10 protein-coding genes are annotated in these 13,227 nt (G+C 29.0%); 1 reads left to right on the top strand and 9 read right to left on the bottom strand.

Annotation, left to right across the window (positions count from 1 at the left end):
- Positions 1 to 145: 145 nt before the first annotated feature.
- Positions 146 to 1,213 (bottom strand): SDR family oxidoreductase, encoded by a 1,068-nt coding sequence (locus ACSYT2_RS02020; protein ID WP_438383081.1) that lies wholly within the window; start codon positions 1,211 to 1,213, stop codon positions 146 to 148.
- A 121-nt stretch (positions 1,214 to 1,334) separates the two neighbouring features.
- Here ACSYT2_RS02020 and ACSYT2_RS02015 point away from each other — a divergent pair, with 121 nt between their 5' ends.
- Positions 1,335 to 1,406, top strand: coding sequence for an IS1 family transposase (locus ACSYT2_RS02015; protein WP_438384987.1), 72 nt, complete (start codon positions 1,335 to 1,337; stop codon positions 1,404 to 1,406).
- A 541-nt stretch (positions 1,407 to 1,947) separates the two neighbouring features.
- Here ACSYT2_RS02015 and ACSYT2_RS02010 read toward each other — a convergent pair.
- The 8 genes from ACSYT2_RS02010 to ACSYT2_RS01975 all read right to left on the bottom strand — a co-directional run bounded on the left by ACSYT2_RS02010 (position 1,948) and on the right by ACSYT2_RS01975 (position 13,226).
- The gene (locus ACSYT2_RS02010) at positions 1,948 to 2,445 is read right to left on the bottom strand and encodes a hypothetical protein (RefSeq protein WP_438383078.1); all 498 of its coding nucleotides are present in this window, start codon (positions 2,443 to 2,445) and stop codon (positions 1,948 to 1,950) included.
- Positions 2,446 to 2,963: 518 nt separating this feature from the next.
- Positions 2,964 to 3,629 (bottom strand): MBL fold metallo-hydrolase, encoded by a 666-nt coding sequence (locus ACSYT2_RS02005; RefSeq protein WP_438383075.1) that lies wholly within the window; start codon positions 3,627 to 3,629, stop codon positions 2,964 to 2,966.
- A gap of 236 nt (positions 3,630 to 3,865) precedes the next feature.
- Positions 3,866 to 5,554, bottom strand: coding sequence for an Hsp70 family protein (locus ACSYT2_RS02000; RefSeq protein WP_438383073.1), 1,689 nt, complete (start codon positions 5,552 to 5,554; stop codon positions 3,866 to 3,868).
- A gap of 17 nt (positions 5,555 to 5,571) precedes the next feature.
- Positions 5,572 to 8,784, bottom strand: a complete 3,213-nt coding sequence (locus tag ACSYT2_RS01995) for a tetratricopeptide repeat protein (protein WP_438383071.1) — start codon at positions 8,782 to 8,784, stop codon at positions 5,572 to 5,574.
- Between the two features lie 290 nt (positions 8,785 to 9,074).
- Positions 9,075 to 10,478: a glycoside hydrolase family 1 protein gene (locus tag ACSYT2_RS01990; RefSeq protein WP_438383069.1), complete on the bottom strand. Its 1,404-nt coding sequence runs from the start codon at positions 10,476 to 10,478 to the stop codon at positions 9,075 to 9,077.
- Positions 10,479 to 10,482: 4 nt separating this feature from the next.
- Entirely contained in the window at positions 10,483 to 10,791 is a 309-nt protein-coding gene (locus ACSYT2_RS01985) for a PTS sugar transporter subunit IIA (RefSeq protein WP_438383067.1), read from the bottom strand.
- A 1-nt stretch (position 10,792) separates the two neighbouring features.
- Positions 10,793 to 11,881, bottom strand: a complete 1,089-nt coding sequence (locus tag ACSYT2_RS01980) for a DUF871 domain-containing protein (RefSeq protein WP_438383065.1) — start codon at positions 11,879 to 11,881, stop codon at positions 10,793 to 10,795.
- A 25-nt stretch (positions 11,882 to 11,906) separates the two neighbouring features.
- Positions 11,907 to 13,226, bottom strand: a complete 1,320-nt coding sequence (locus ACSYT2_RS01975) for a PTS sugar transporter subunit IIC (RefSeq protein ID WP_438383064.1) — start codon at positions 13,224 to 13,226, stop codon at positions 11,907 to 11,909.
- Between the last annotated feature and the right edge of the window lies 1 nt (position 13,227).

The raw sequence follows: 13,227 nt of genomic DNA, 5'->3' as shown, positions 1-13,227 counted from the left end.
ATTCATTCTTTTAGTATTTCATCCAATTTTTTATTTAGCCTTTAAGCTAACTAGAACTGAAATTTCTTTAGTACTTTCAATTATAGATCTAACAGCTTTATCATCTTTTATATTTATTGTATATTCCTTATTATTCCATTATGCTCTATAGTATTCCTATACTATTGCAATACTCAATATTTTTTCTTATATATTCTTTTGTTATTTCTGAGCACACTATATTTGTATTTTCCAATTGACTCCTTGTCCACTCATCATCAAAATGATGAGACATATATACATAATTAAAAAAATGGCCTAACGAATTTTTCATCATTATTCCCATATTACTATCCTCTATTTCTATAAATTGGGGTTCATCTACATCTAATATGCTACAAATATTAGTTACTAACTTTTTAACCGGTGTATTTATCTTATTTACCAGATTATAGGTCTTACCTATTGTTGACTCACCCCTTAATGATAGTTCTAACATTGCTTTTACAAAATAATCTACTGGAACTATATTTACAGATGATGATTCATTACAATAAAATTCCTTAATTCTCTTTCTATTAAAAAATTTTATAAATTTATAGATAATATTATTTTCATGAGTTGATCCATCTTCACTACTACTGTTCACAATAGATGGTCTATAAATAGTAATTGGCCATCCTTTACTAATATAACTATCTAATAGTTTTTCACATTCAAATTTAGTTTCTTCATATGTATTAGAAAAACTTTGATTCTTATTTAAATCTATTTCTTTAAAACCCTCAACACAACTACCTGAAATATATGCTGTACTAATATAATTTAGCCTATCAAAATTCTTGTTTTTAATATCCTCAAGTAACTTAAGCATGATAATTGTGCCACCACAATTAATTTGTTTTGCCTCTTCATATGTTAATGAAAACTTTATAGAAGCTGCACAATGATATATTGATGTTATATTTTCACATATATAATTATAATTCTCCTCATTTAATCCTAAATTAATTCCCTTTATGTCACCTTCTAATACTACTATTCTATCTTTCCAATTATCTTCACTATATTCATGTAATCCCTTAGATATCTCTTGTATAACTCTATTTCTTGCGCTATTCTTTCCCTTTGATCTTGCAATAGCATAAATAATATTACTTTCGTCTTTAAGCAATTCTATACACACATTACTTCCCACAAAACCATTAGCACCGGTAACCAAAATTCTATTCATATTTCCTCCTAATATTATTATTCAATCTGTTAACTTATATGAACATTTCTCTTCTCAACCTAAGGAAATACAATAAGTTTACTACAACTAACTTACCCTATTAGGCAAGAAAAGTATAACAATGGACAAAACAAATATAAAATGTCCCCGCTGCCATTCGAGTGAATTATATAAGTTTGGTAGGAATACGTAGGCCTATTTCCCATACAAAAAAGTATCAAATCTTATATAATTTTCAAAGGACGTGAAAATTTATAATTTATTAAGTTATTTTTTCATAACAATTTAACAGATTCTTATCATTTAAATCTATAAACATATATTTAAATTTCTGTATTATTTTAACATATATATCACATTATGTAAATGCATCTCTGAAATTATCTTACCATATACTTACTTACAACCTAAAAAAATATTTATTTTTCTCTTTTTTTCATTAATATCTCCTAATAAAAATAATCCACTATATAAAAGTCTGAGTCCACAAGTTACAGCAATTAATGATATATTTGCTGTACTAGTGGACCCCTTTTCTTGTTCTTAGTTGATCTTTATCCTTCTATTATCTTATCTACAAATCCTCTATCTAGCTTTTTATCTTAAACTATTCCTACAGTTCTTATGACTTTGCTTGTAATTGCAATTCATCAAAATATACCTAGATAAGATTTCATTTTTTATTAAATTAATAAATTTATAAAAATCAATATTAAAATTAATTTTTTGTTCCTCTATAAATAAAAATTAAATAATATAATAAGGCCACCAGCTGATAAAGCAATTATTAATCCTATTATGGTACCAATTATTGAACTTTTTATATGATGATTTGGAGATCTATATTGTTTTACCATATCTTCAGTTCCTAAAATGATCACCTTTTTACTGTGACAAAATACTAAAATATCTAATATAAGTAAATCATAAAGGTTAATAGCCATAAATAATATAAATACGTGAACAAATGCTTCAGTAAATGTCTTTGCTCCAGATATCCAAGCTATTATCGACATAATTATAATTAAAACTAATATTGATATTAACTTTGACTTCATATGTTTAGTTTTATATTTTTTAATTTTATTTTTATATTCAGGTAAGTTTTCTACCCTTTCTCTAATTTCTTTAGGATATGACATTATACAATTTAATGGATTCTTATATAGTTTTGGAACAACCCCTAAAGTAAATACTATACATAAAATAATACATTGAATAATTAATAACATTTTTTTACCCCCAGTTTGAAAATTATAATCTCTATCAATTGATATTTAATACCAATTACTTCATATATTATATGCCTTTGTATATTTTTTATACTTTTCCATTTATTAAACTATTGCTTTTATATCTGAATTTTAAATATCTGTTTATTTGCAATTATAATTGATTATTCATCAAATTTGATTATTTTATTAAATCTTGATATAATTTAGAAACTAATTTTCCTTGGAGTTATGACTTAATCGTTAATAAAAATTTTACAGATTCAAAAGAAAACAAATCTATAACAAAAAAGATCCTTTTAATTCTTATAAAGAAATAAATGTTATTTGTAATTAATGTCTTTTTCATTAACTAGTGCAAAAAAGTAGATAGGTTAATGTGAAAAAACCTATCTACTCTTCTATTTCTCTATTTATTTTAGTTATATTTTTATAAATAATTTTAAATTAACTTCTTCCAGTAAGGGTCTACATGCATCTATACCTAATTTCATCCTGCCTATTTACGACCTTTTTATTTATATAAAATCTAATAATTTTTTTTGATTTTTACGCATTCTAAATTTTATAAATTCCTGTTCATTATCGATTAGAAAGTATATATTATCTTTATTTATCTTTTTCAACGGATATCCATAAGATTCGTAATAACAATGACCTGGATATACTAGTATATTTTCATCTACATAGGTTCTTATTTTATTAAGACTGTTATACATATCTGAAGCGGCTTTAATACTGTTACAAATACCACATCCTTCGATAAAAACAGTGTCTCCTGTAAATAAAGCTTTACTTGTTAAATAACACATACTTCCTTCTGTATGACCTGGTGTCAATAAAGCAATAATTTTAGTTTTACCAACTTCAATAATCTCTTTATCCAAAAGCTTATTTAAATTATGTGAACTAAAATTATATACTTCTATTTCCTTCTCCGACATATATACCTTTGCATTAGTTCTTAAAATCAATTCATTAACTAAATTAACATGATCTATATGAGAATGAGTAAGCAGTATCGTAGTTATTTCACAGCCTATTTCATTTATTTTCTGAATTATTTCACTTAAATTCCAGGCTGGATCAATTATAGCAGCTTCCTTTGTTGCTAAATCTACTATTATATTTACATAATTAATAAATCCAACACACTCTACTCTAATTGTATGAATTTCATTCATCGTCCTCACCTCTTTTATTATCTAAACTAGTTTAATAAATTCAATTTTATTAACATATAAAGGATTTGATTTTAAGTTAAACCATATAATACTTATTTATCCATATAATACCATAATATCATTGTATTTTCTACACCATTTTCCTATTTATTCTACATTTCTATATGACTCTTTATGGTTTAAAACCCATCAATAACTTCGTGTACATTGGGTAGATATTATCATATATACTAATATTAAAGTTCCTCAATATCCTCAAAAAACTTTCTAAGTTCTTTTGCAGCCATTTCTATTTCAAGTCTATCTTGTTTCTCTAAAATCCCCTCAAATATATTAATCTTTTCTGCAATTTCTCTTCTTATATCTCCAAGGCTTTCTTCATATAGTCTTTCTCCCCTTGCAAGAAGTAATTTATTCTCTTCCTTATCCCTAGGCGGAATCTTTAGTTCTTGTAATTCTTTAAATCTCTCCTCTACTTCCTCTTCTGTCATTACACAATCATTCTTCTTAATTACAAGCTTTTTTTGGAATCCTGTTGATATAACTTTAACTTGAACCTCTAACATTGAATTAATATCATAAGTATAGGTTACATCAATTCCTTCATCTCCAGCTTTTCCCTTTGGAACTGGAACCTCTATTTCACCTAAATATATATTATTTCTTGAAAATCTACTTTCCCCTTGAAGTATTTCTACCTTTATAGATGTTTGGTTGTTATGTGCTGTTACAAGTCTTTCAGTTCTACTTGCAGGAATGACAGTATTTCTTTCAATAATTGGACAGAAGTGTCCTCCTTCTTTCCTTCCATTAAAAGAATCTCTAACTACATCTGTTCCTAATGTATAGGGACAAACATCTGTTAATATAGTTTCTTTTATAAATTCATTCCTCTCCTTCATAGCTCCTTGAATAGAGGCTCCTAAAGCAACAACCTCATCTGGATTTATACTTATACTCGGCAGTCTTCCAAATAGTTTTGCAACAAAGTTTCTTACAATCTTAAGTTTTGTTCCCCCTCCAACTAAAATTATTTCATCAATTTCTCTGATTTTAATCTTAGCATCTCTAAGGGCTCCTTCTATTGGTCTTCTTAATTTTTCAAGTAAAAGTTGACATCCTCTTTCATACTCATCTAAAGTAAGTTCATATTCTATAATCTCATCATTTATCTTACAAGTCATTTTAGATATATTGCTATTTGTAAATCCCATCTTACAAAGTTCTGCTTGCTTTTTTAAATGTGCTATTGTTTTAATATCTAGATCATTTATATCTAGATTTTTCTCTCTTAAAAATAAACTACATATTATTTCTGTAAAATCTTCTCCACCTAGAAAATTATCACCACCAACAGCCCTAACTTCCATTATGTTTCTATAAAGTTCTAAAATAGATACATCAAAGGTTCCACCTCCCAAGTCAAAAACTATAAACTTAGTATTTAACTTTTTAAGATTAAGTCCATAGGCTATTGCCGCTGCAGTTGGTTCACTTACAATCCTCTCAATATTAAGACCTGCAAGCTGTCCTGCAATCTTTGTTGCCTTTCTTTGATAATCATTAAAATAAGCTGGAACACTAACTACAGCTTCAGTTATTTCTTCTCCTAAAAACTTCTCTGCATCTTCCTTTAAAGAAGCTATTATCATAGATGATAAATCCTCAGGTTTGTACTCTTTACCTGAAAGCATATAGGTTTTCTTGCTTCCCATACTTCTTTTAAATAGATTTGCAGAAGATTCAGGGTGGGTTATCATTCTCTCCTTTGCAATCTTACCTACATAAACATGTCCATCTTCATCAATACTTATAGCTGATGGTGTTAAGTTTTCTCCTAATCTATTTGGAATAATTTTAGCTCCATCTTCCGTAAAATATGCCACTAAACTATTAGTTGTACCCAGGTCTATTCCTATAATCATACCCTTTCCCCCTAGTTTTATTTCATCTTTTTCTTTAGCATTCTAATGGCTCTCACTACATCTATATCCTCTTCACCCTTAAAGGTATTTGCGGATTCAAAGGTCTTTAGTGCTTCTATGTAGTCACCTTCTAACACCAAATTATTTCCCAATGTCCAATAGGCTTCAAAACACTCTTCATGAGGGCAATCCTCACAATCCTTACCTAAAGTTATAGCCCTATTTAAATACTTATTTCCATTATCAACATTACCTAAACCACATAAACAACGACCAATATAATTATTTGTACATGCATCATCTTCTCCAGACTTTTTATATACATCTAAAGCTCTTCTAAAATACTTCTTAGCTCTCCATGACTTACCAAGAAGTTTTAATATCTCCCCCATCTTCATTAAGCATGTAGTATCCTCAGGCGATACCTTAATTTGTTTTTCCATATAGAAAATAGCCTTTTTTGAATCTCCAAGGTAAGCATATACATCAGCTAATCTTTCATATGCAGACTTATGGCTTTCATGGAATTTAATAGCTTTAGAATATGCCTCAATAGATTTCTCATACATATCAAGTAGCTCAAAGCATTCGCCCATCTCTACAAGGTGATTTGCTTTCTCTTCATCATTTATAATAAAATCTTCTGAATAAATTATTTTATTATAGGTCCTTATAGCTTCTTCATATCTCTTTTCTTTATAAAATAGTTTTCCAAGGCTAGAATATAGACTAGCTTCATTATAATCCTTAAGATTTTTCTCAATAACTTCTACTGCTCTCTCCCTATTATCTAATCTTTCATAGCATCTAACAATATTTTCAACACAATCGCTAAATTCATTTTCTGAATCATAATCAATAGCTTGTTCATAATACCTAATTGCTTCTTCATACTCATGTCTGTTCTGATATAATACTGCAATATTATTTAAAGCATACTTATTATCTGGTTCAATCTCTAATGCCTTCTCATAACTTAATTTTGCTTCTTCAAAGTCATCCTTATCTGCAAGTATAATTCCCTTTTCAATGTAGTAATAAGAACTAGGTGCTACCTCAAGCTGCATATCTAAATATTTAAGTCCTTGGGTAATATTATCTTGTTCCCTATAGATTCCATAAATAGAACCATTAGCAAAATCACTTTGAGGATCAATTCTTTTTATCTCTTGGAAAGTTTCAATAGCCTCATCATATTTCTTTAATTTTGTTAGTAATTTCCCCTTACACCTTAAAGAATATATTGAATCCTCATCTATTAAAGCCATGTCATCATATATCTTCAAAGCCTTATTAAACTCATTCATATTTTGATATACATATGCTTTAAAATAGAAATAATCATATATCTCATCATTAAACTTTATAGCCTCTTCAATATAATTTATCCCATTAAGGTAGTCCCCAGTATCACTATAAGCAATAGCCATCTGATAATTTATCTCAGCAATTATTTCTTTATCTAAAATTTCACCCTTACTTGCTCTTTCTAATTCATTCATACAATTCAATTTAGCTTCATCATATTTATTTGCACCAATTAAAGCTTTTATTTTATATATAGAAATCCTATCATCATTAAATCCTATACTCTCTACCTTTTTAATTACGTCAAAAGCTGAGTCGTAATCCTCATATTTAATGTATAACTCTAATTGCATTATATATGGCTCAATAATATAAGGATAAACAGATAGTGCCTTATAAGTATCATCTAGGGCTTCTCTGTCAAACCTAATTTTCATGTACGCCTTTGCCCTATTTATATACCCCTCTGTTTGATAATCATTAATTTCTAAGCTTCTTTCACTAAGGCTTATACTTTCATTATATTTCTTAAGATTATATTGTATTTCAGCCATTGAATTTAAATAAATAGTACTTTCTCCCACAAGGTGAATTGTTTTTTCATAATAATTTAGCGCCTCATTAAATTTTTCTAATTTACTTAAGGCTCTTGCTTTTTGAGAATATATATAAGAAAGTAAGTCATCGCCTTTTTCCGTTACAACCCCTTCCCATTTGTCATAATCACCATAAGACTTCTCATAATTCCCAGTTACATAATTTAACCTACCACTTAAATCTAAATACTGTTGATAATTTTTATTTTCTTCCTGAACTTCAATTTTTTCTAATACTTTTAGTCCTTTATCAGCATCACCATGTTCACATAGAGTCCAGGCTAATTTAAATTTAATATCATCATCATTACAATTTTCTTCAAGCTTTTCTTCATAGTAATTAACTAAAAGCTCATTTGTTTCATATATCTTTCCTCTTATATAATCATCATAAGAATCTCTTTCTATAAGCTTTATATAAATCCCCTTAGCTTCTTCAAGGCTTTTAAGCTCCTTTAAGCAATCCCCTTTACCTGATAAAGCATTAAAATGATTCGGATCAATTTCAAGCTCCTTTTCATAATACTTTAAAGCTTCTTCATAGTTTTCTTCAATCCAATAGACCTCTGCCATAACTGAAAGTACTTCAAGCTCCTTTGGATAATCCTTAAGTATCCCTGCAATTAGTAATTTAGCTTTCTCTGTTTCTCTATGACAAAGAAGAACTCTTCCTTCAAGAGCTGAGAAATAGGGATGTTCAATATTTAAAGCTTTAAGTTCCTTTAATTCTTCATCTATGTTTTCTGTTTCTCCACTAAAAATTTGCCTTCTCACTTTATTGAATAAATAAATAGACCTATCATAATCCTTACCATCCTCTATTTTAAATAAGTTGTAATTTAAAATTTCATCATAATCTATTTTACTAATTACAAAATCAATAAAATCTGATGGAAAACTTCCTGATAGCTCTTTTTTTCTTTCTTTAATATCAAAGATACCATTTATTAAAATCCAAACATTATGAGTTAAATAATACTTGTCCATAAGAAAAGTTAATAACTCTGTTAATGCTTCATTTTTTGTATCAATACAGTAGCATACATCCTCTTCAAATAATTCTTTCCAAAGGTCTTCATCAAGTCTTAATGAAAAATTATTATAAATTCTTTTTACATCTTTCATCCAAATTCCAACTTCAGAATTATCTTCTGCTTCTTCCTCTTCGTCACAGGCTTTTATCAGTTCTTCATAGGCTTCCCTAAGTTCCTTAAAACCTTCTGGATCCTCTTCAGGATGAACTGTATTTAATTTTTCATAATATGCTTCTTTAATTGCCTCTTTATCCTTTGTTTCTTCAATACCCAAAACATACCATCTATTCATTGTGACCTCCATAAATTTTATATCTATATTATATCATCTTATAACATTTTTTACTTATTTTTACTATTAGATTTTTGCCATAGATAAAAAAAACAGGTAATGCTTAATCACTACCTGCTTCTGTTATATTATTTTTTATTTCTAAATATCCTAAACAAATGAATTTCTGTACAAACAATGCTTATTATTGCAACAATTGTATAATAGGTTTCTTTTCAATTCTTTTATAGAAAATAATGAAAAGAGCTATGCACTAATTCCTAAGTACATAGTTCTTTCACTTATTCTCTCTATTCTAGTATTTCGCCATTGCTTTTAATGACTTCTTTATACCAATTAAAACTCTTCTTTTTTCTTCTCTCTAAGGTTCCATTTCCATTATCATCTTTATCTACATAGATAAATCCATAACGTTTTTTCATTTCTCCTGTAGATGCACTTACTAAGTCAATTGGCCCCCATGCTGTATAACCTATAAGATCAACACCATCATTTACAGCCTCTTTCATAGCATTTATATGTTCTCTTAAATAATCAATTCTATAATCATCCTTTATTGATCCATCTTCCTCAAGAACATCTACTGCTCCAAGGCCATTTTCAACAATAAATATAGGAACTTCATATCTATCATATAATGTATTTAAGGAATATCTTAATCCTTCTGGGTCAATTTGCCATCCCCATTCTGAAGCTTTAAGATAAGGGTTCTTAACCATTTTAAATATATTACCCTCTGCTTTTTCAAGTTTTTCAGCATCAGTACTTGCTACCCTACTCATATAGTAGCTCATTCCAACAAAATCTACAGTATTTTCTTTTAGTATCTTCTCATCTTCTTCGGATATGTTTATTGAAATATTGTTTTCTCTAAAGAATCTCTTTTGATACCCTGGATACTTTCCTCTAACTTGAACATCAGAAAAGAATAAAGTTCTTCTATCCTTATCTAAAGCGTCCAATGCATCAAGTGGATTACAAGTCATAGGATATACACAACCATAATTGATCATACAGCCTATTTTTCCATCTTCTATAATTTCATGACAAGCTTTAACAGCTAAAGCACTTGCAACAAGCTGATTATGTGCTGCTTCATAGCTTAATTGTCTTGGATTTTCACCTTCTTTAGGAATAATACCACCACAAGTAAATCTCATTACTGTAATACTGTTTATTTCATTAAAAGTCATCCAATACTTTACCTTATCCTTATATCTTGCAAAGACAGCTCTTGCATACCTTTCAAAGAAGGATATAACTTTTCTATTTGTAAAACCACCATAATTACTAGATAAACCTAGTGGCATTTCATAGTGAGATAAGGTCACAACTGGCTCTATTCCATTTTCTATTAATTCATCAAATACCTTATCATAGAACTCTAACCCCTCTTCATTTGGAATTTCTTCATCTCCATTAGGAAATATTCTGCTCCAAGCTATAGATAGTCTTAAACATTTAAATCCTAATTCCTTAAACAGCTTTATATCTTCTTTATATCTATGATAAAAATCAATTCCTGTATGAGATGGGTAATCCCCCTCTGGTGGTATAACTGGTGCACTCATCATTCCTCTTGGAAGTACATCCGCTGTAGATAAACCTTTTCCACCTTCTAGGTAAGCTCCTTCAACTTGGTTAGCTGATATTGCGCCTCCCCATAAGAAGTTTTCTTTAAAACCTAAAGCCATAATATCACTCCTCTTTTATCATTAATATAATTTGTTCAGCTAGGTCCTTTGCAAGCATTGCATTCATTAAATGATCTTGAGAATGCACTAGTAATAGACTAAACTCACATGGGTTCCCTTGCATCTCCCCTTGAAGTAATTCAGTTTGAATTCTATGAGCTTCAAGTAAATTTTTCTTTGCCTCATTAAGTAATTCTAAACCCTTTTCCTTACTTTCTTCTCTTGCTACCTTCAATGCTGTAATAATTGAACTTCTAGCATCTCCAGCATACATGATTATATTCATTGCACTATTTAAAGTTCTTTCGTCCATACTATTCCTCCAACTTAAATCTTTTCCCTGGTGTAATGTATTTTAGTAATTCTAAGTGAGAACTGCATATAGTAGCTATTACATTTCTTCTATTATCTAATGCAATGTCTGTACAGGCTACAAGTACTTCCCCTTTATAATTAAAATAATTATTGTTGTTAATTAATACAGTTCCTTTTGGAACAGTTCTTTCTGCCTTAGTCGTTGACTCTATTTCCTTATCCTTTAGTTCTTTTCTTCCCATTGTATGTCTTATTGCTGAATCACTAGGATCCCACCTATTTTGAAGAACCTTATTAATTACTGACTTTTCTACCTCTGTAACTTCTTCTAATGTGACTTTTAGTGATATTATATTTTCATCTAGCTTTGCAAGAACCTCTAACTCTTCATCTGTTGCAAAAGCGTTGCCTATTATCACATCATCTAGCCCTAATGCAAATAATTCTTGTGCTTGTACTGAAATATCAATTCCTCTATGTTTTTCTAAGGTACACAAGCCATCATTAGCTAACCATGGCCCTAAAATCCCTCCATTAGTTGCATTTACAAAGGCTGCTGTATGTAAACCTAAAGATTTATGCCTACTATGACAATCTTTAAAATACTCTAATCCTAGTCCTGTATCTTTTTCAGGATAAAAGTTATGACAAGTCACAAGCTTCCCCTTCTTACATCCTATATCTAAAATATTGTTAACATATCCACTATCAAAGGAGCCATTTATTTCAATATCTAAATCAAATTTATTAAATGTAATCATTGATTCATAAAAACCATTAAACATTCCATCTAATCTAAGTCCAGTTGCTCCTAAATCCTTAAAGAATTTTAGATCCATAGGATTTATATCAATTATTTTAAGAACTTCAGGATTTATATCAATAAATACCTTCATTCCTAAATCCCTTGAAAGGGTTAATAATTCTCTATACTTTTCAACCTGATTTAATGCTTTTTCTTTTTCACTATCTAACTCAAGCATTGAAGTAAAAATTCTACTATAACCTAACTTAGCTGCTTTTTCTATATAAGCTCTATTTTCTTCAATACTACTATTTAATGGATATATACTAATTCCTATTCCCATATGAACTCCTTTCTCATATATATTGTTATTTACCTAATAACTCTCTTTCTTCATTTCTTTCTATTAATTTAATAAATGGAATATATAGTAATGCAACTATTGCAATATTTACTATTGATAATGCTGCTCCAGTCCAGTGCATACCTGTCGCTAAAAATCCATTTAATATTGGAGGTGTTGTCCATGGAACTGATGCTACAACTGGGTGAACAAATTGAAACTTAATCGCTAAAAATGAAATTGCACTAATTATTGATGGCCCTATAACAAATGGTATAAATAAGTATGGATTTAAAACTATTGGGAATCCAAATATTATTGGTTCATTTATATTAAATACTCCAGTTGGACCTGCAAGTGATAATAATACCTTATGTCTCTTTCTATTAGTAATAAACATAGCTACTATTAAAGCTATTGTACATGATCCTCCGCCCATATTAACAAATGAAGATATGAATTGATATGTTAATACGTTATATTGAGACCAATCAGTAATCCCCTGGGCATACATTTCAATATTTGCCATTCCAAGCGGTGCTAAAACTGCTGCAAGTATTGGCCCCATTATGTTTGAACCATGTATTCCAAAGAACCATAATATTGATACAACAAGTGGTGCAAGTATTGCTGTTATTAAATTATCACTAAATCCTTGAAGTGGTTTTGTTATAGCCATCGTAATTAATTCATTAAATGATTTTCCACCTGCAAATCTCATTATTAAATAAGATATTGTTGCAAATATAATTATTGTTAACATTGTTGGTATTAATTTCGAGAATGAATCACTAACTGCTGTTGGTACTACATCTGGCATTTTTATCTTAAATGCTTTAACTTTTGATAACCTATGAAGTATTTCTACTGATAAAAGAGCTATTATCATACAGCTAAATAGTGAATCTGCACTAAAGTTTGTGTATTTTATAAATCCAAAAGCTTTAATTGGTGCTTCTTGTCCATTTGGAACTTGTGCCATCCATGGAATTAATACAAAATATGAAGCTAATGCAACACATAAACCATCAAGTCCACTGTGACCATAGTTTTTCCAAAGTGATTGTCCAACTGTTGCACAAACAAATAGTCCATACATAGCAAGACATCCCCACCAAATATTTTGAGTTATATTCCAAATAACTTGTCCTGATTCAGTATTTTGGATAAAGTTTTGATATGATTCCAATTGTAAGTTTTGAACTAATGTAGCCATTGAAGCAAGTATAATAATTCCTACTAAACTCACCATACCAGCTGATATTGCTTTAATATGTACTTGATTACCGATTTTATTTGCTACTGGCATTATCTTTCTTTCCATATAGTCCATAATTTTTTTCATT

This window comes from Clostridium zhoujianii (genome assembly GCF_051590805.1).
In the GTDB taxonomy this organism is placed as follows: domain Bacteria; phylum Bacillota; class Clostridia; order Clostridiales; family Clostridiaceae; genus Clostridium.
The sequence above is the reverse complement of the archived record's forward strand: the minus strand, read 5'-3'. Positions and strand labels throughout refer to the sequence as shown.

Coding starts and splice junctions, on each gene's coding strand:
- ACSYT2_RS02020 (WP_438383081.1), bottom strand. CDS start 1,213: ATGAATAGAATTTTGGTTACCGGTGCTAATGGTTTTGTGGGAAGTAAT.
- ACSYT2_RS02010 (WP_438383078.1), bottom strand. CDS start 2,445: ATGTTATTAATTATTCAATGTATTATTTTATGTATAGTATTTACTTTA.
- ACSYT2_RS02005 (WP_438383075.1), bottom strand. CDS start 3,629: ATGAATGAAATTCATACAATTAGAGTAGAGTGTGTTGGATTTATTAAT.
- ACSYT2_RS02000 (WP_438383073.1), bottom strand. CDS start 5,554: ATGATTATAGGAATAGACCTGGGTACAACTAATAGTTTAGTGGCATAT.
- ACSYT2_RS01995 (WP_438383071.1), bottom strand. CDS start 8,784: ATGAATAGATGGTATGTTTTGGGTATTGAAGAAACAAAGGATAAAGAG.
- ACSYT2_RS01990 (WP_438383069.1), bottom strand. CDS start 10,478: ATGGCTTTAGGTTTTAAAGAAAACTTCTTATGGGGAGGCGCAATATCA.
- ACSYT2_RS01985 (WP_438383067.1), bottom strand. CDS start 10,791: ATGGACGAAAGAACTTTAAATAGTGCAATGAATATAATCATGTATGCT.
- ACSYT2_RS01980 (WP_438383065.1), bottom strand. CDS start 11,881: ATGGGAATAGGAATTAGTATATATCCATTAAATAGTAGTATTGAAGAA.
- ACSYT2_RS01975 (WP_438383064.1), bottom strand. CDS start 13,226: ATGAAAAAAATTATGGACTATATGGAAAGAAAGATAATGCCAGTAGCA.